Here is a 17,702-nt window from a genome sequence, read left to right on the forward strand (position 1 = left end):
AACCAAAAAGAGTAAGCAAAAACTAAAAAATAAAATAATCATGCCCACAACAACTGAAGATGTAACCAAGGATTTTATGGGAAACCTGATCGCCAAAGTGTACGGCGAACTCACCAAAAACAATCCCGAAAGTCTGGGACCAAATAATTTCATCGCATTCGATCCAATCGGAAAAGTGCTGATGGATAACTCCTTCGATTTTGCGATCAACGGCATATTCGGCACCCCGCCCGCACCAAAAATGGTTGTAGACACCAAGGGTGCTCACCACGCCGGATATTTCAATCATCGGGTACAAGTGCAGGATTCTGCCAAAAGCACCAAACACGGATCCGGGCATCAAAAAATTCGTCAGCGGCAAAGAATAACCATCAAAACCGGTCAGCAGAAATCATTTTGGTTTCTGCTGATTTTCTAAATAATAAAACCATGAAATATTATATAGCAGTTTATCAGAAACTCCGGGACATTTATCTCGCACGGGGTTCCATGGAAAACGACCTGCCCATGATCTGTCCTTCTTTGCGGATGTATGAAAATGACGACCTGGAACTTCTGAAACCCGTGCAGCTTCTTGATGACCAGCAGAAAAAAATTGAATCGATCATCAGGAAACAGAATATTTCCTACGAACTCAATTCGGTTCCCGTATCACCGTATTTTTGGGATCTGAACGTGAACACCGCGCTGTTCGACATTTACCGGGATATTCTGCAGTTCAGCAATATCAAAAGTTTTGAAAAGAATTTCGATAAGATCCTTACAAATACCAGCACAATCCTTAACGATGACAAAGGCGCCGACACCAGGGAATACAAGAGTTATAAGAAGTATAAGCTTAATTACGACCTTGCGCTCGAGAAGATTTCGGAGCACCTTCTTCTTTTTGATGATCTGGATTCCGAGGCAGAAAAACTGAACTGACAGGACAGGCTTGTAAGTCTTAATAACCAGAAAGACCTCGCCCTGTCTGAGTGGAAAGTCCGTGGTTCGAAAGATCTTATCGACAAAGAACTCCTGAAAATAAATGCCGGTTCCGATGCAGATCTTTTTCTGGCTCTTTCGCAGGATGCAAAATTTACTTTCGATGCAGCAGAAAAAACCGATATCACCACAAATTCCTCCATTCACGATATCAATTTCATTCCGTTTGATTTTATGGAAAACGAATCCGGCTGGAATTCCTTAAAACTCGAAAAGCAGGAACTGGAAGATCTGTATCTCACCGCCAAAAACGCCAATGAGAATCTGCCGGCCGAAATTTTATCCATCGATTACGATGAAAAGGGCATCGACGGGATTGAACTTGAATATACCTTTGTACACCTGAAGCGATCCTGGTTTAATAAGAATGTGATGTTATCGGATTATTTCGAATGGAAGGAAGCAAAACCCATTTCCGACGGCGAAACAATTTCTGATTCTTACAAACTGCCGGCCTTTCCCAAAACGATGATGCTCATTAAAAACCTGAAGATCATTCTGGATTCTTCGGTGAGCGATACCGATGTAAACGCGCCAAACAGCCTGATATTTTTCGGTCCGCTGGTGATGAAGCAGCAGCTCTTCGTAAACCAGAACAGTAAGGAACGATTCCTGAAGGTCGTAACCGATAAGCGCACTTTGCAGTCGGATCAGTTTTCTTACCTTGCAAAGAAAACAGCTCCGCAAACCATCAGCATCCAGCGGCCACCGGTGCTGCGCTCCCGGGTTTTCGAAAGTACGTCCGGCGATCCGGTAAAACCCGGCGTAACTACTGTAACAATGGACCGCATGAAAATGGGGACAGTCCTCTCGTCCCGACCGATCATCCTCAGTGCGCTGCATCCCGCTGAACCGGTGAAACCTCTGTCTCCAAAAACTGAGGTTCCACCCATGCGACCGCCACGTCCGATCGTGATCACTGAAACCAAACTTCCACAGGGCATATTTATACCAATCCTTTTGCCGCTGCCACAATCGGTTGCCAACGTTACTTTCAGGATTTCCGACAGCAAAAACAGTGAACCCGTGTACAAATGCAGTATTTCACTTATCGGCACCAACAGCAATAACGAAATGAACAGGATCTACAATATCGAAAGCGACCGGAACGGCACCGTGTCCCAAAACCTGCCTGTAGGTGAGTATAAAATCAGCCTCCGCGCCGACGAATATGCTGTGGTCGACGGCACCTTGAGTGTCCCAAACACCAATCCAATCATCCGCGAGTATAAACTTCAGCGCGGGGAAATAAAATTTAAATCCTTTTTTCTCATTGGTATGGTTTGCGAAAAAATGCCCAGAATTCCTTTTGTTTAATTTAAACTAAAAACCATGATTGCTTTAAAATACAGAGCCAAAGCACCCGAAGTCTTCACCCTGTGCGAAATGCTTCACAAGATCGGCTATTCACTGAAAATAACAGATTCCTTCACCCTGGAAGTTGACGCAGCGGTAAAGGATTTTCAGAAAAAAAACAACCTCGTCATGGACGGTATCGTCGGGATGAAAACCTGGCAGGTCCTTTTCGATAAGAGTTCGAAGATCTTCAACATCAATGATCTTTTCCTAAGCGAGCAGGACCTGAAAGATTTCGCCAAAAGTTATAATCTGGAACTGGCAGCCGTAAAAGCGGTAAATGAAGTTGAAAGCTGTGGCAAAGGTTTTCTGATCAACGGAAAACCAAAGATACTTTTTGAAGGCCATGTTTTTTGGCAGCAGCTTCAGAAAAGAGGCATAAAGCCTGAAAGTTTAGCCAACCCTCAAAACCGAAACGTGCTTTACCCAAAATGGACAAAAGTTTTCTATAAAGGCGGCGTTCAGGAATATGACCGCCTGAACCAGGCCATCGCGATCAGCCCGGACCCACTTGTAAAAGAAGCGGCGCTTGCATCGGCTTCCTGGGGAAGTTTCCAGATCATGGGTTACCACGCCAAAAGTCTGGGATATGCGTCGGTACAGGCCTTTGTAGATAAAATGTATCTGCACGAAAGAGAACATTTAAAAGCGTTCGGCAAGTTTCTGGAGGTGAATAATATCCTTACGTATCTCAGGAATAAAAACTGGGCGAAAGTTGCCGAAAAATACAACGGCGCAGCTTACCGTAAGAACAAATACGACGAAAAACTGAAGAAAGCCTACGAGAAGTATGCATAATAAAAAAGCTGTGAAAAAATTCACAGCTTTTGGTTTTTAAAATAATTCTTTGCGAATGATGTTCTGGCTTCTTTCCGGGCCTACTGAAACTAAATATACATTAATGCCCAGATATTTTTCGATAAACTCGATATACTTTTTAGCATTTGGCGGCAGTTCATCGTAGCTGCGAACCTTGGTGATGTCCTCGTCCCAGCCTTCAAGTTCTTCGTATTGAGGTTCGTAATTGTAGAGTTTTGTGGTAGATGACGTGAAGTAGTCGATGATTTTTCCGTCTTCTGTTTTATAACCTGTAGCTATTTTTAATGGCGATATTCCCGAAAGTACATCCAGTTTGGTGATCACCAGATTATTGATACCGTTGATCATGGTCGCATGCTTCAGTGAAACAAGGTCAAGCCAGCCCGTTCTTCTTGGTCTGCCGGTGGTGGCGCCAAATTCAAAACCGATCTTGCGGATCTTCTCACCCAGTTCATCGTCGAGTTCGGTAGGAAACGGACCGTTGCCGACACGCGTAGTATAAGCTTTCGCCACACCGATCAAGTTCTGGAGACTTGTCGGCGGAACTCCCGCACCGGTACACACACCACCTGTGGAAGGTGATGACGAGGTCACAAAAGGATAAGTCCCGAAATCAATATCGAGCATTAAAGCCTGAGCACCTTCAAATAAAATATTTTTACCCTCATGGATGGCCTGATTCAGTTCAACTTCGGTATCCACAATACGGTCTTTCAGTTTTTCACCGATCGCTAAAAATTCCTCATAAATTTCCTGGAATTCCAAACCTGGTTTTTCAAAATATTTTTCAAAAAGGGAATTTTTGGTTTTAAGGTTTTTCTTGATTTTTTCTGCCAGCACTTCCGGATTCAGCAGATCTATCATTCTGATGCCGACTCTGGCGATCTTATCTTCATAACACGGCCCGATTCCTTTTTTGGTAGTGCCGATCTGGGTGCCACCTTCCTCCTCCTCGCGGTAGGTATCAAGTAAAATATGGTAAGGCATAATGACATGGGCTCTTCTGCTGATAAAAACGTGGTCGGTGCGCATGCCTTTTTCTTCGATCTGGGCAATCTCGCGCATGAATGATTTTGGATTTACGACAACGCCATTGGCAATGATGCATTTTCCTTTGCACTGCAAAACTCCGGAAGGCAGCAGGTGAAGTACAAATTTTTCTTCGCCCACATATACCGTGTGACCGGCATTGTCGCCGCCCTGATAACGCACGACATAATCTGATTTCGCCGAAAGCACATCGGTGATTTTTCCTTTGCCTTCGTCACCGTATTGCAGGCCTACAACTACATAAGTTGCCATATTTTATAATTTTATTAGGTTGTTACAAAAATAGATTTATTAAAAATGCTGGGCAAAACTTTAGAAAAAATAAACGCAACTTTTACAAATGTGACTGCAATATGACACCGGAAACTTTTAATTAAAAAAAATTCCTTAAAAAACCTTATTTTTGCTTTTTCTTAATAATTATATGGAATCCATTAAAATTCACGACAAGACCTTTGTTCCCTATCTGAAAGATGCGGAAATTCAGGAAATTGTAAAAGAGACTGCCCTAAAGATCTACGAAGATTATAAAGATGAAGTACCCGTTTTCATCGGTGTGCTCAATGGAGTAATCCTGTTTTTTTCCGATCTTCTGAAACATTATCCGGGACCGTGCGAGATCGCTTTCATTCAGATGAGTTCCTACGCCGGCACGCAGTCGACAGGGATCGTGTACCAGAAAATGGAACTGACCAAAGACATCAAAGACCGCCACATCATACTGGTGGAAGATATTGTAGATACGGGAAATACGGTGGAGAGCCTATTTCAGTATTTTCAGGAGACACAGCGTCCGAAATCCGTTCGCCTGGCCTCTTTCCTGCTGAAGCCCGATGTGTATAAAAAAGACTTCAAACTGCACTATATCGGCAAGGAAATTCCGAACAAGTTCGTGCTTGGCTACGGTCTGGATTACGATGAACTGGGCAGAAACCTAAAAGATCTTTATCAGCTGGAAGACGGCCGAATCAACGAATAAATTACTCTTTTTGGAGCAGCCCCAATAAACCGCCGCTTCAATTCAAATTTTAAAATATGATCAATATTGTTCTCTTCGGTCCTCCCGGCAGCGGAAAAGGTACGCAGGCACAGAATTTAATTAAGAAATTCAACTTGAAACAGATTTCGACGGGTGACCTCTTCCGTTTCAATATGAAAAACAACACCGAACTCGGCCGGCTGGCGAAAACTTACATAGACCGCGGTGAACTGGTTCCCGACGAAGTGACCACCGAAATGCTGAAAGAGGAAGTACAGAAAACCGGCAACGTGAACGGTTTTATTTTCGATGGCTACCCAAGAACAGCCAACCAGACCGAAGCCCTGGAGAAAATTGTGAAGGAAGTGCTGAATGATGAAATCTCGGTTTGTCTTTCTTTGGTTGTTGAAGATGAAGTTTTGGTTACACGGCTTCTGAAAAGAGGCGAAACCAGCGGCCGCACCGACGATTCAAACGAGGAAATCATCAGAACCAGAATTGCCGAGTACTACGCTAAAACAGCGGAAGTTGCGGAACTCTATAAACAACATGGCAAATATGTTGAAATAAACGGTGTGGGCGATGTCGATGAAATTTCAGAAAAACTTTTTGCCGCCGTAGGAAATCTTAAATAACGTTTCCATTAATATTCAAAGTTCAAAAATTCAGGGTTGGGACTTTGATTTTACTTCCTCAACCCTGAAAGTCAGATTATGTCCAATTTTGTAGATTACGTTAAAATTCATTGTAAATCAGGTCACGGCGGCGCAGGTTCGGCGCACCTCCGACGCGAAAAATATATTCCCAAAGGCGGCCCCGATGGTGGCGACGGCGGACGCGGCGGTCACGTGATCATGCGTGGCAATGCTCATGAATGGACACTTCTGCCCCTGCGCTACACACGCCACATCAAAGCCGAACGCGGACACAACGGACAGAAAAATCAACTGACCGGTGCTTACGGTGAAGATGTATATATCGACGTGCCTCTCGGGACGATCGCTAAAAATGAAGACGGCGAGGTGATCGCTGAGATCCTGGAAGACGGTCAGGAAATCATCATCATGCACGGCGGCAAAGGCGGTTTGGGCAATGAGCATTTTAAATCATCTACGAATCAAACGCCCCGTTATGCACAACCGGGTATGGAAGGCGAAGAAGGTTTTGTTATTTTCGAACTGAAACTTCTTGCCGATGTGGGTCTTGTTGGCTTTCCAAATGCCGGAAAAAGCACGCTTCTTGCGGCAGTTTCTGCGGCCAAACCGAAAATCGCCAATTATGCCTTTACCACTTTAACTCCCAACCTGGGTATTGTAGATTACCGGAATTACAAATCCTTTGTTATGGCCGATATTCCCGGTATCATCGAAGGTGCCGCCGAAGGAAAAGGTCTGGGCCACCGTTTCCTGCGCCATATCGAAAGAAATTCAATTCTGCTTTTCCTGATCCCCGCGGATTCTGAAAGTCATTTTCAGGAATTTAAAATACTGGAGAATGAACTGAAGGAATATAATCCCGAACTCATCGACAAGGATTTTATCATTTCAATTTCTAAAGCCGACCTTCTCGACGAGGAACTGAAAACCGAGATTTCCAAAGAGTTTCCCGAGCACAGACAGCCACTGTATTTCTCTGCGGTTACGCAGGAAGGTCTGGCGGAACTGAAAGATGCCATCTGGAAGAAACTTCACGGCTAAAGCTTTTTCCTCCTGCGGCTGAGTCCGGCTTTACAGCATTGAACATGTATTTTTGGCGTAATAGTTGAAGGGTTTTCCTAAATTTATTTATGAAATACCTGATTACGCTGTTGATCGCCGCACTTTTGGTTTCCTGTACCACCCAAAATTCTTCGAAATATTCAAAAATCCAATATGAAGCAGGTGCCTGCTTCGGTTTTTGCCCTGTCTTTAAACTTACCGTAAATCCTGACAGGACGGCCGTGATCGAAGCCGAACATTTCACCTTTTCTGAAGGACACTCTAAAGATGAATTCTCTAAACCTCGTGAGGGTACCTTTAAAACAACTTTAAAAACGGAAGATTACAACCGTCTACTTTCACTTTTGGAAAACGTGAATTTAAAGTCGCTGCCGGATCTGTTTAAAAACAAAAATGTGTCCGACCTTCCTACAGCTTACCTGAGAATTAATTACACCGACGGCACTTCAAAAAATATTGAAGACTACGGAAAAAACGGCACTCCAAAACTTCGCGAGCTATATAATTTCCTTGAAGGTTTAAGACAGTCCCAAACCTGGGAGAAGGTAAGCGACTGATTCGGTTCTGTCTGCCACCTGTTGGCTTAACGACTTCTGCATTTTTAACAAAACTCAACCATGAACACGACAGAACCTCTGAAAACCGCCCATAAAAAACTCAACGAGCTGCAGTCTACCGCAATTTCGGGCAACGACATCAGCTCTTCCTGTCTCTACGTTTCGGCGCTCACCGTAATGTATGCGGGGCAATATGCCTGGCTGTCACTGTTGGTAGTGGCACTGGTGCTTTTCCTTTTCCGGAAAATTTATGTGGAAGTGGTAGGTGCCTTGCCGCTGAATGGTGGCGCTTACAATGTTTTGCTGAATACCTCAACAAAAAGAATCGCTTCCATTGCGGCTACGCTTACCGTTTTGTCCTATATGGCAACTGCCGTGATTTCCGCCAGCGAGGCCATGCATTACCTCAGCAATCTTTTACCCTGGCTCAATGTAGTCATTGCAACCGTAGTGGTACTGGGCATTTTTACGTACCTCACCATTTCGGGGATCGGTGAATCCGCAAATGTGGCCGTGGTTATATTTCTCATACATCTTGTATCATTAAGTTTACTTGTCATAGCGGGCGTTTGGTTTATCGCGACTCACGATTTCGAAACCTTACACCTGAACTGGAGCATGCCGCTGAAATCGGGTGGCGTGATTACCGCGCTGTTTCTGGGTTTTTCCGCAGCCATGTTGGGAATCTCAGGTTTTGAAAGTTCCGCAAATTTTGTGGAAGAGCAGGAACAGGGTGTGTTCAGCAAAACCCTGCGGAATATGTGGGGAATCGTAAGTTTTTTCAACCCTGTCCTGGCGTTGATCATTATCTTTGTGTTGCCGCTCTCTACCGTGGGTGCGCACGAAACTTCGCTGCTTGCTTATCTTGGTGAAATGACGGGCGGAAAATGGCTCGCCTACCTCATTGCTGTGGATGCGGTACTGGTGCTTTGCGGTGCGGTGCTGACATCTTTCGTCGGGGTGTCGGGACTGGTAAACCGTATGACGCTCGACCGGATCTTACCGAACTTTTTCTTAAAACAAAATAAAAAAGGTGCGTATTACCGTATTGCGGTGGCTTTCCTGATCCTTTGTGTGTCCGTACTTTTTGTAACTAAAGGTGATCTGACCTCGCTCGCCGGAGTGTACACTTTTTCATTCCTTTCGGTAATGGCGCTGTTTGGCATCGGGAATTTACTTTTAAAAATAAAAAGAAGAAAACTGCCGCGACCTGTGCGGGCTTCGATATTTTCGGTGGTAGTGGCCGTATCTTTTATCGTCATTGCCTTTTACGGAAATATCCTGCTGAACAGCAACGCGTTTTTCACTTTTCTTAAATACCTCTTCCCTGCCCTTTTACTTGTAATCATCATGTTGAACAGAACAGTCCTCATAAAAGCGGTGATCGAAATCCTTGAAAACATGTACAACCCTTTCCGGAAGTTTGCCGTCATCAACAACAGAAAACTGCACCGCCTGCACCGCAGGATCAACGAACAGGAATTTGTTTTTTTTACCAAAAAAGACAACGTGGCGATTTTGAACAAGGTCATGCAGTATGTGGAAGACAACGAAACCACGCGGAAACTGAAAATTGTAAATGTAATGAAGGAAGGCGAAAACAATGAGGAATTAAAGGTGGATCTTCGGGTTCTGGACCGCGCTTATCCGGATATCGATATCGATTTTGTGGAGATTTACGGCGAGTTTACGCCCGACCTCATCGAGAAATTGTCGAAAGAGTGGAACATTCCAAAGAACTTTATGTTCATTGCCTCGCCCAGCAACCGTTTCAGTTACCGCGTCGCCGATCTGGGTGGTGTCCGGCTGATCATGTAATTTTAAAACCCTTTTTTTTTTGACTTTTCTTAATGGAAAACAGAAAAGCAAGCCAATTTTAACTGCCGAACTTTTTAATAAATATTCCGCATTATTTTTAAAGTTTAAAGGATCGAACTCAGCAAGACGGAAGCATATATTTTCTTTTTGAGCAGTTTCTAATTACTAAATTTGTCCTCAATCAAGATTTTAAATGAACAATATTTTCAACCTTCACAACGGTGAAGAGGACAAGCAAAAGGTCTTGACCACTGTTAAAAACAACATTTCCTTCAGCGGCCCCAATCTCTGGATCTTAGCCTGCGCCATTATGGTCGCTTCTGTCGGTCTGAATGTGAATTCCACGGCGGTGGTGATCGGTGCCATGCTTATTTCCCCTTTAATGGGACCTATTGTGGGTGCGGGTTTTGCGCTCGGTATGTTCGATTTTCATCTCCTTCGGAAATCGCTTAAGAATCTGTTGCTTTCGACCATTGTAGGACTCGCCGTTTCCTTCCTGTATTTTTTTCTGAGTCCGTACAAAGAAGCGCATTCTGAAATCATCATGCGTACATCGCCCAACATTTACGATGTGCTGATCGCGTTTTTTGGCGGTCTTGTCGGCGTGATCGCCGTAACACGTGTTGAGAAGGGAAACCCGATTCCGGGTGTGGCCATTGCAACCGCTTTGATGCCGCCACTCTGTACCGCCGGCTTTGGTTTGGCTACAGGTAATTTCGCCTATTTCGGGGGCGCGCTTTTTCTGTATACCATTAACTGTGTCTTTATCTGTATTGCTACCTACATCATTGTAAAATTCTTAAAATATCCGGCCGTAGAATTTGTTGATAAAAAGAAGTCCGACCGCATCAGACTGTGGATATCTGTAATAATTGCGCTGATGATCATTCCGAGTGTTTTTTTCGCTTACCGTTTCATCACTCAACAAAATTACGAGCAGAAAGTAAACCATTTTATCGCCGGCGAGTTCGAAGATAAAGGAAATACCATCGTGTATAAAAAGACCACGTACTCCACAAATCCAAAGAAAATCGAACTGGCATTTCTCACCCGGAAATTTTCCGCAGCGCAGATTAAGGAAGTCAACAGCAAACTGAAAGATTACAACATCAGCAATACCCAGGTCATCATACGGCAGGACAGTGCCTTTCTCGCCCAGGCCAAAACCAGTAACCTGGAGACCAACGAAATTACCGATCAGAATACTGCCGCCATACAGGAACTGCAGAATCTGCTTAAAAAATATACTTTCGGGCAGCAAAACCTTTACCCCGAAGCCAAAGCCATCCTTCCCGACCTTAAATCCATTTCAGTGGCAAAACAGGAAGTGTACCCACAGACGGATTCTTCGAAAATAATTCCCGTAGCGTTCTATGAAGCCGACAGGAGATTAACCGCTCCGCAAATCACCACGCTCCGTAACTGGCTGAAGATAAAGCTGAAAGCCGACACTTTAGAAATATACAAACGCTAAATGCCCTCGTACAACTACATCATCATTCTCATTTCGCTGTCGGCATTTTTTGCCTACCTCAATCAGCGTTTCATCAAACTGCCGTTTGTCATCGGCCTGTTCTTTCTGTCCTCGCTTTTTTCACTTGTCGCTCTTGTCCTTAAATCGTATTACAGTGTACCTTTCGATCAGATCAGGGAACTGGTGATTAATACCGACATCAGTAAATCGGTTTTAAATATATTCCTGGGCTTTCTGCTTTTTGCAGGTTCCATGCATACGAACTGGTTTACCTTAAGAAAATATTTAAAAGACATTACGGTATTGGCGCTGGGTGGTGTTATATTTTCCACGCTGTTTGTAGCAGTCGCTTTTTTCTATGTCGCGCACTGGCTGGGGCTGGAAATACCATTTTTATACTGTCTGATTTTTGGCGCGCTAATTTCGCCCACCGATCCAATTGCGGTGTTAAGTATCTTAAAGCAGGCCGACGTTCCCGAAAAAATAGAAGTCACCCTCGTGGGAGAATCTCTTTTTAATGACGGCGTGGGTGTCGTAATTTTCATCGCGCTCACGCAGATGATCTCTGCCGGTGCAGTTGTTTTTGATTTTCCGCATTTCGGATTTCTTTTCCTGCAGGAAGCCGGCGGTGGGATTGTGTTTGGTTTGGTATTAGGTTACATATTGCATTACCTTTTGAAAAGCATCAATCACTATGAGACGGAGGTCTTACTTACGCTCGCTTTTGTAATGCTGGGTTATTTTATTTCTGCACAGATCCATATTTCCGGTGCTTTGGCTATGGTGATCATGGGTTTAATGGTGGGGAACTTCCGGAAAGATGTCGCCATGAGCAATGAGACCAAGGAGTATGTCGCCAAATTCTGGGAACTGCTGGAGATCATTCTCAATGCACTGCTCTTTTTACTGATCGCTCTGGTACTCGTTGTGCTCGACTTTAATTTAAAGTACATGGTATTAGGTGTGCTTACAATTTTAATATTAATGGTGTCCCGCTATTTCACCGTAAACATTCCGCGGAAAACATCACTCACTGTTCTGAAAATGCCCAAACCTGAAGCCGACGTTATCATCCTGGGTGGCTTACGCGGCGGACTTTCACTGGCACTCGTACTTTCGCTGCCGGCCTCCGAAGTCAAGGATGTACTGCTGATCGTCACATATATCTGTGTGGCTTTCAGCGTGTTGGTTCAGGGCACTACGATTGGAACCCTGGCAAAAAAGATACTGAGAAAAATGCAGCCATCATGGGAAAAGTCAGCACGACATTAATCCGTATTTTCTGCGCAGAAAAGATTATCTTTGCACCATATTCCGCGGCATTCCAAAGCCATTTCAGTAATTTACCGTTACTCAAATAGAAAACAGTAACTCCTTTTCAGGTTGTTTTCAAGCTAAAAATGTAGAAGTAAACCGCTTCGTCCGCATCATTTTTAATACTTAAAAATTTGCTATTTACAGACTTAAACTTAATTAAGCCCATCCTCGATGCGCTTCAGCAGGAAGGTTATACCAACCCCACGCCCATTCAGCAAAAAGCCATTCCCAGTATTTTACAGGGCCGCGACCTTTTGGGTACTGCACAAACAGGCACCGGGAAAACCGCAGCCTTTGCGATTCCTATCTTACAGAATCTACACCAGAAAAACATCCGTAACAACAATATTAAAGTACTTGTTCTTACACCTACACGTGAACTCGCGATTCAGATCGAAGAAAGCTTCAATGCCTACGGCAGAAATTTAAAGCTTCGGAATCTTGTGGTTTTTGGAGGCGTGAAACAGGGCGCACAGGAAACGGCACTACGCCGCGGTGTCGATATTCTGGTGGCCACACCGGGCCGTCTGCTCGATTTTATTTCTCAGGGCATCATTTCCCTCAAACATCTCGAAGTTTTCGTATTGGATGAAGCCGACCGGATGCTCGATATGGGTTTTGTACACGATGTGAAACGGATCATCAAACTGCTTCCGCCAAAAAGACAGACTTTATTTTTCTCCGCGACTTTCCCTGCAGAGATCAACAAGCTTGCTGATTCCATGCTTACCAATCCTGTGAAAGTGGAGGTTGCCCCGGTTTCTGCTACGGCAGACACCATTCAGCAGAAAGTGTATTTTGTGGAGAAAGATGACAAGCTCGATCTGCTGACGCATATCTTGAAGAATGACATTTCCGATTCAGTTCTGGTGTTCTCACGGACAAAGCACGGTGCCGATAAGATCGCGCGGAAACTCCAGAAAGACAAGATCTCCGCAGAAGCCATTCACGGCAATAAATCACAGAACCAGCGACAGAACGCGCTCAATAACTTTAAGTCAGGAAAAACCAGAATCCTCGTGGCCACAGATATTGCAGCACGTGGGATCGATATTGATGAACTGAAATACGTGGTGAATTACGAACTTTCAGATGTGGCTGAAACCTATGTGCACCGTATCGGCAGAACCGGAAGAGCGGGCGCCGAGGGAAGTTCAATTTCTTTTGTAGATGGCCTCGATCTTTTGAATTTAAAGGATACCGAAAAACTCATCGGCAAGAAAATTCCGGTTGAGAAAGATCACCCTTATCATACGGATAATCTGGTGGTTCAGAAAAGAGATTCCAACAACAAATCTTTTACACCGCGACCCCGACCGCAGACTAAGGAAAACATTGGCTACAAAAAGCCGAACAACAAAAGCAATTTTTCCCGGAACAAGTAAGCGAAACTTTATAACCGGACCTTTTTACGGGGTCCGGTTTTTTTTGTTTTAAAGATTATTTGCCGAAGATCTTCAGCGCGTTTTCGGTGGTGATCCTGTCGATCTCCGAAAAATCTTTGCTATAAATGTTGACAAGTTTCCCGGCAATGAGATCTAGATACGAACTCTCATTGCGCTTTCCGCGGTGCGGCACCGGCGCCAGATAAGGTGAATCTGTTTCCAGCACGATTTTTTCCAGAGGGATTTCCTTTAAGAATTGGTCGATCTTTCCGTTTTTAAAAGTGACCACGCCACCAATCCCCAAACTGAAACCAAGTCCGACCGCGCGGTTCGCCTGCTCAAGGTCGCCCGAAAAGCAGTGGAAAATACCGCGCAGTTTCGGATGTTTCTTCCGTTCCAGAACTTCAAAAACTTCATCAAAGCTTTCGCGGGTGTGGATCACGATCGGCAGATCCATTGCTATGGCCCAGTCAATCTGTTGCTCGAAAGCTTTGGTTTGGATTTCCAGGGTGGAGTTGTCCCAATACAGGTCAATACCGATCTCGCCGATCGCCGGAAAAGATCTTTTATTCAGATGACTTTTTACAAGCTCCAGTTCTTCAGTCCAGGTGTCGGCTTTTACATAACATGGGTGAAGGCCCATCATCGCAAACATCTTACCCGGAAACTGCGCTTCAAGCTCGAGCATTTTATCATGCGTTTCGGAATTGATCGCGGGCAGGTAGAACTGCGTTATGCCTTTGCTCAGCGCACGCTGAATCACTTCATCGCGGTCGTTATCAAACTCTTCAGTATATAAATGGGTATGTGTATCGATCATTTCTTAACTTATTTCAGGGCGGGGATTTTTTTTAAAGAGTAAAAACAAAGTACAGAACTGCAAAATTACGGAAATCAGCACAATTAAAATCTGCAGAACATTTCCGCCTGCTAAATAATAATCGGGATCTCTGATTATACCCCAGACTTTTATCGCGGTAAAAATCAAAATTACATATTTGATCCAGCTCACCTTTCACAACATTAAAAAACCAAATAAAACAGTGAGCGCCGTGGCCACCAATATAATTAGAAAATTAAGCACCGATTTAGGAAGCTTTTCATCTGAAAAGAAGGAAACAAAAGTGACCGCTGCATTTACAAATGTCAGTTTTGCGGCCAGCTTAAAATTTTCCGGAGTGGCTTTTATCATTCAAAAATCCTGTGTTTTACTTTCGCCTGCTGTAATTTCATTTTTTCTTTCAAAAGTTCTAAAAACTGCTGATGTTTCAGCGATTTATCATCAAGAGGCCGGTGCGCCAGGGCTTTGGCAATTTTAAAATTTTCAGTGATAAAATCTTTGGTTTCATCCGAAAAATAAGCAGCGCCAAATTTTTCCCAGATATATTGTATCGCCTGCGAATTGGGATGAATGAGGTCATCTTTGTAAAAACGGTAATCACGAAGGTCATCGAGCAACATTTCATAAACGGGAAGATAATGGCAGTTGTCGAACTGCAGAATAATTTCGTGCAGTGCCGTGAACAGTTTTGCTTTGCTCAGCGTATTTTCCGTCATGCCGTCTTTGGTGTGGCGCACGGGCGAAACCGTGAACAGGATCTGAACATCTTCGCGGCAGATATCTTTTAAACTGACGATCGTTTCGTAAACAGAATCGGTGAGCTCCAGATGCGTGAGGAGTTTTTTTTCGAAATATTTCCCGGGAATTTTATGGCAGTTCGCGGCATATTTTTTCTTTGGCAGAAATTCATAAATAAATGAGCTGCCATAGGTGATCAGCACCCATTTCGTATTTTGAAGAAAATAATTACCGCGCTCAATCTGCGTATTGATCTTCTCCAGCGTCTGATGAGCAAATCCTGTGGTGAACGAGGTATGATGATCGAGCGAGATAAAAGCATCATTGTAAGCGATCAGATCCTCTTCCGTATAAAAGGCGGAATCGTGCAGTTTCCGCAGCGCTGTATTGATGGAATACGGGTTAAAAAGCGTACCGAAAGGATTGCATAAACTCTGCAGCTGACCTGTCTCAAACAGCGCACTCATCTCACTGGAAAAACACGAACCGACCGAAAAAATCCGGTCGTCCGGTTCTATCTTTTCAGCGGAATTTTCAATACTGACTTCAGTGCGGAATTTCATGGGGTAAGAATCATTGGAATTTTGCGGTTAAAGACAATAAATGAAACTTTTAACTTTCCCGGCGCAGGAGATAGTTGGCCAGCTCGATGAACGGTTTTTTCTTTTCGTCGGGCACATTGATCTTCTTCAAATACTCCTGTGCAATCTCATTGTGTTTCTGGATCAGGTGAAGGGTTTTCTCATCAACTTTTGCCAGCCGGAAGATTTTTTCGACGCTGTAGATCTTGTCTACGTTATCTGTTTTTTTCGAATACCAGTAATCGAGTTCTTTGCGCTCCTCTTCCGACGCATGTTCGCGCGCCAGAAGGTAAAGAACGGTTTTTTTATTTTCGTAAATGTCGCCGGCATGTTTTTTTCCAAACTGTTCCTGATTCCCGAAGACATCCAGATAATCATCCATGATCTGGAAAGCAATGCCGATATGTTTCCCGAAATTGAAGATCGCCTTGGCATCTTTAAAGGGTGCACCGGCAATCAGCGCACCGATCTCGAAAGAAGAAGCGCTCAAAACGCCGGTTTTATAAGTGATCATGCGGATGTAATCCTCGTAGGTCACATTCTCCAGCGTTTCAAAATTAATGTCATACTGCTGCCCTTCGCAAAGCAGCAGCCCGGTATGCGTAAAAACGCGGATACAGGCTTTGAAAAGTTCGGGCTCCAGATCCTCGAAAAATTTATATGCTTTAATGAGGAGCGCGTCCCCGGAAAGGATTCCCACGTTGATGCCGTGCAAGGTGTGAATGGTGGGCTTTCCTCGGCGAAGTGGCGCTTCATCCATAATATCATCGTGGATCAGCGTGAAGTTGTGAAAGAATTCGATGGCAAGTGCAGGTTTCAGCGCTTTTTTCATTTCGCCGCCAAACATATCATTGGCCATCAGCACCATGATGGGACGCAGGCGCTTTCCACCGTGTGAAATGATATAATTCATCGGTTCATACAGTTCCTGTGGCTTGTCTTTGAATTGATATTTTTCAATGGCCTTCGCCACTATTTCCTGGTACTCATCTAAAAACTGCATAAATTTCTTGTTTTGACAAAAATACAATTTAATAAACTTTTAAGCGTGAAATTCGGAAACAAAATATACGATCTCCGGCAATAAAATCGGCATTCACGCAGTTCTTACTTCTTGAGGACAGATGACGCAGATATTTTTAAAAATAGTAAAAAAACCTGCGTCAGTACTGCCTGAAGGCATTTTGTCAACAAGGTAAAGAGGCAAATCCCAGCCGAAAAATGCATGGCGAAAACTTAAAAACCGATTTTTTTACCTACTTTTGCACGCAATTATAATTAATGATTATCAATTTGAAAAAAATATTCATCCTCAGCACATTGCTGTTACTGGTTTTCTCCTGCAAACCGAAAGAAAACATGGTGTACATGGATAAAGATACGTCCGGCTACGAACAACAGGTGAAGCAGGCCGTATTCGAAGGCTCCCATTTACAGACCGGTGACCTTTTAGACATTAAAGTAACGGCCTTCGATGAAAATGCAGTGCGGCCCTTTAATCTTCATTCCATGAATCAGTCCGGCGATATGACTGAAACCAGGATAACACAAACACCGCAAAATAATCCGGTCGGATATTTGGTAGACAATGAAGGTTTTATTCTTTTTCCGGTTCTGGGAAAGATCTTTGTACAGGGCATGACCATGTCCCAACTCCGACAGGATCTTGAAAAAAGACTTTTGGAATATCTGACCGATCCTTTGGTTTCGATCCGGCAGCTGAATTTTAATATCACCGTTCTTGGTGAAGTTAAAAAACCCGGCCAGTACACAAGTCCTTCCGATAAAGTCACCATACTGCAGGCTCTGGGTATGGCAGGCGATATGACCGATAACGGCGACCGTACCAATGCAAAACTCGTGCGTCATGAGAATGGTATTGACAATACTTATACGGTGGATTTCACGGACAAAAACATCACTGCTGCACCTTATTACTATATGCAGCAGAATGATGTATTATATGTACAACCGGATGACAATAAAAAGATCATCGCGGGTATCAATCCCAACAGGAATCTTATCTTTTCAATCATTGGAAGCGTAGTGGCGATTACTTCCATCCTCATCAGTACTTTAAAATAA

Annotated in this window: 17 protein-coding genes; 13 read left to right on the top strand and 4 right to left on the bottom strand. The window is 43.9% G+C overall.

Annotation, left to right across the window (positions count from 1 at the left end):
- Positions 1 to 40: 40 nt before the first annotated feature.
- The 4 genes from H562_RS0110505 to H562_RS0110520 all read left to right on the top strand — a co-directional run bounded on the left by H562_RS0110505 (position 41) and on the right by H562_RS0110520 (position 3,138).
- The gene (locus H562_RS0110505) at positions 41 to 418 is read left to right on the top strand and encodes a hypothetical protein (protein ID WP_027377471.1); all 378 of its coding nucleotides are present in this window, start codon (positions 41 to 43) and stop codon (positions 416 to 418) included.
- Between the two features lie 11 nt (positions 419 to 429).
- Entirely contained in the window at positions 430 to 924 is a 495-nt protein-coding gene (locus H562_RS0110510) for a hypothetical protein (RefSeq protein WP_027377472.1), read from the top strand.
- Between the two features lie 234 nt (positions 925 to 1,158).
- A complete protein-coding gene (locus tag H562_RS0110515; RefSeq protein ID WP_027377473.1) occupies positions 1,159 to 2,301 on the top strand; it encodes a hypothetical protein in 1,143 nt (380 codons plus the stop codon).
- Between the two features lie 15 nt (positions 2,302 to 2,316).
- Complete coding sequence (locus H562_RS0110520) at positions 2,317 to 3,138, top strand: N-acetylmuramidase domain-containing protein (protein ID WP_027377474.1); 822 nt, start codon at positions 2,317 to 2,319, stop codon at positions 3,136 to 3,138.
- A gap of 36 nt (positions 3,139 to 3,174) precedes the next feature.
- On the opposite strand, the gene H562_RS0110525 is transcribed toward H562_RS0110520, so the two are convergent.
- The gene (locus H562_RS0110525; RefSeq protein ID WP_027377475.1) at positions 3,175 to 4,461 is read right to left on the bottom strand and encodes an adenylosuccinate synthase; all 1,287 of its coding nucleotides are present in this window, start codon (positions 4,459 to 4,461) and stop codon (positions 3,175 to 3,177) included.
- A 172-nt stretch (positions 4,462 to 4,633) separates the two neighbouring features.
- Between H562_RS0110525 and H562_RS0110530 the strand changes: the two genes are divergently transcribed.
- The 8 genes from H562_RS0110530 (at position 4,634) to H562_RS0110565 (ending at position 13,457) form a co-directional block, all read left to right on the top strand.
- Complete coding sequence (locus H562_RS0110530) at positions 4,634 to 5,188, top strand: phosphoribosyltransferase (protein ID WP_027377476.1); 555 nt, start codon at positions 4,634 to 4,636, stop codon at positions 5,186 to 5,188.
- A gap of 56 nt (positions 5,189 to 5,244) precedes the next feature.
- Entirely contained in the window at positions 5,245 to 5,823 is a 579-nt protein-coding gene (locus H562_RS0110535; protein ID WP_027377477.1) for an adenylate kinase, read from the top strand.
- A gap of 78 nt (positions 5,824 to 5,901) precedes the next feature.
- Positions 5,902 to 6,885 (top strand): GTPase ObgE, encoded by a 984-nt coding sequence (gene obgE, locus H562_RS0110540; protein ID WP_027377478.1) that lies wholly within the window; start codon positions 5,902 to 5,904, stop codon positions 6,883 to 6,885.
- Between the two features lie 89 nt (positions 6,886 to 6,974).
- Positions 6,975 to 7,463, top strand: coding sequence for a DUF6438 domain-containing protein (locus tag H562_RS0110545; RefSeq protein ID WP_027377479.1), 489 nt, complete (start codon positions 6,975 to 6,977; stop codon positions 7,461 to 7,463).
- A gap of 60 nt (positions 7,464 to 7,523) precedes the next feature.
- On the top strand, positions 7,524 to 9,281 hold the full coding sequence (locus tag H562_RS0110550) for an APC family permease (protein WP_034691082.1): 1,758 nt from the start codon (positions 7,524 to 7,526) through the stop codon (positions 9,279 to 9,281).
- A gap of 193 nt (positions 9,282 to 9,474) precedes the next feature.
- The gene (locus H562_RS0110555) at positions 9,475 to 10,755 is read left to right on the top strand and encodes a DUF389 domain-containing protein (RefSeq protein ID WP_027377481.1); all 1,281 of its coding nucleotides are present in this window, start codon (positions 9,475 to 9,477) and stop codon (positions 10,753 to 10,755) included.
- Positions 10,756 to 12,027: a cation:proton antiporter gene (locus tag H562_RS0110560; RefSeq protein ID WP_027377482.1), complete on the top strand. Its 1,272-nt coding sequence runs from the start codon at positions 10,756 to 10,758 to the stop codon at positions 12,025 to 12,027.
- Between the two features lie 176 nt (positions 12,028 to 12,203).
- A complete protein-coding gene (locus tag H562_RS0110565) occupies positions 12,204 to 13,457 on the top strand; it encodes a DEAD/DEAH box helicase (RefSeq protein ID WP_027377483.1) in 1,254 nt (417 codons plus the stop codon).
- Between the two features lie 55 nt (positions 13,458 to 13,512).
- Here the strand turns inward: H562_RS0110565 and H562_RS0110570 are convergent, their stop codons facing one another.
- From H562_RS0110570 to H562_RS0110590, 3 genes are all read right to left on the bottom strand, one after another.
- Entirely contained in the window at positions 13,513 to 14,277 is a 765-nt protein-coding gene (locus H562_RS0110570) for a TatD family hydrolase (RefSeq protein WP_027377484.1), read from the bottom strand.
- A 368-nt stretch (positions 14,278 to 14,645) separates the two neighbouring features.
- Positions 14,646 to 15,599 carry a GSCFA domain-containing protein gene (locus tag H562_RS0110585; protein WP_027377486.1) on the bottom strand — a complete coding sequence of 318 codons (954 nt, stop codon included), beginning with the start codon at positions 15,597 to 15,599 and terminating at the stop codon, positions 14,646 to 14,648.
- 49 nt (positions 15,600 to 15,648) lie between these two features.
- Positions 15,649 to 16,620, bottom strand: a complete 972-nt coding sequence (locus H562_RS0110590; RefSeq protein WP_027377487.1) for a polyprenyl synthetase family protein — start codon at positions 16,618 to 16,620, stop codon at positions 15,649 to 15,651.
- 278 nt (positions 16,621 to 16,898) lie between these two features.
- Between H562_RS0110590 and H562_RS0110595 the strand changes: the two genes are divergently transcribed.
- Positions 16,899 to 17,702: a polysaccharide biosynthesis/export family protein gene (locus H562_RS0110595; protein ID WP_034691083.1), complete on the top strand. Its 804-nt coding sequence runs from the start codon at positions 16,899 to 16,901 to the stop codon at positions 17,700 to 17,702.

This window comes from Kaistella palustris DSM 21579, from assembly GCF_000422265.1.
Taxonomy (GTDB): Bacteria; Bacteroidota; Bacteroidia; order Flavobacteriales; family Weeksellaceae; genus Kaistella; species Kaistella palustris.

Coding starts and splice junctions, on each gene's coding strand:
- H562_RS0110550 (WP_034691082.1), top strand. CDS start 7,524: ATGAACACGACAGAACCTCTGAAAACCGCCCATAAAAAACTCAACGAG.
- H562_RS0110595 (WP_034691083.1), top strand. CDS start 16,899: ATGATTATCAATTTGAAAAAAATATTCATCCTCAGCACATTGCTGTTA.
- H562_RS0110535 (WP_027377477.1), top strand. CDS start 5,245: ATGATCAATATTGTTCTCTTCGGTCCTCCCGGCAGCGGAAAAGGTACG.
- H562_RS0110590 (WP_027377487.1), bottom strand. CDS start 16,620: ATGCAGTTTTTAGATGAGTACCAGGAAATAGTGGCGAAGGCCATTGAA.
- obgE (WP_027377478.1), top strand. CDS start 5,902: ATGTCCAATTTTGTAGATTACGTTAAAATTCATTGTAAATCAGGTCAC.
- H562_RS0110505 (WP_027377471.1), top strand. CDS start 41: ATGCCCACAACAACTGAAGATGTAACCAAGGATTTTATGGGAAACCTG.
- H562_RS0110585 (WP_027377486.1), bottom strand. CDS start 15,599: ATGAAATTCCGCACTGAAGTCAGTATTGAAAATTCCGCTGAAAAGATA.
- H562_RS0110570 (WP_027377484.1), bottom strand. CDS start 14,277: ATGATCGATACACATACCCATTTATATACTGAAGAGTTTGATAACGAC.
- H562_RS0110530 (WP_027377476.1), top strand. CDS start 4,634: ATGGAATCCATTAAAATTCACGACAAGACCTTTGTTCCCTATCTGAAA.
- H562_RS0110515 (WP_027377473.1), top strand. CDS start 1,159: ATGGAAAACGAATCCGGCTGGAATTCCTTAAAACTCGAAAAGCAGGAA.
- H562_RS0110555 (WP_027377481.1), top strand. CDS start 9,475: ATGAACAATATTTTCAACCTTCACAACGGTGAAGAGGACAAGCAAAAG.
- H562_RS0110560 (WP_027377482.1), top strand. CDS start 10,756: ATGCCCTCGTACAACTACATCATCATTCTCATTTCGCTGTCGGCATTT.
- H562_RS0110525 (WP_027377475.1), bottom strand. CDS start 4,461: ATGGCAACTTATGTAGTTGTAGGCCTGCAATACGGTGACGAAGGCAAA.
- H562_RS0110520 (WP_027377474.1), top strand. CDS start 2,317: ATGATTGCTTTAAAATACAGAGCCAAAGCACCCGAAGTCTTCACCCTG.
- H562_RS0110545 (WP_027377479.1), top strand. CDS start 6,975: ATGAAATACCTGATTACGCTGTTGATCGCCGCACTTTTGGTTTCCTGT.
- H562_RS0110510 (WP_027377472.1), top strand. CDS start 430: ATGAAATATTATATAGCAGTTTATCAGAAACTCCGGGACATTTATCTC.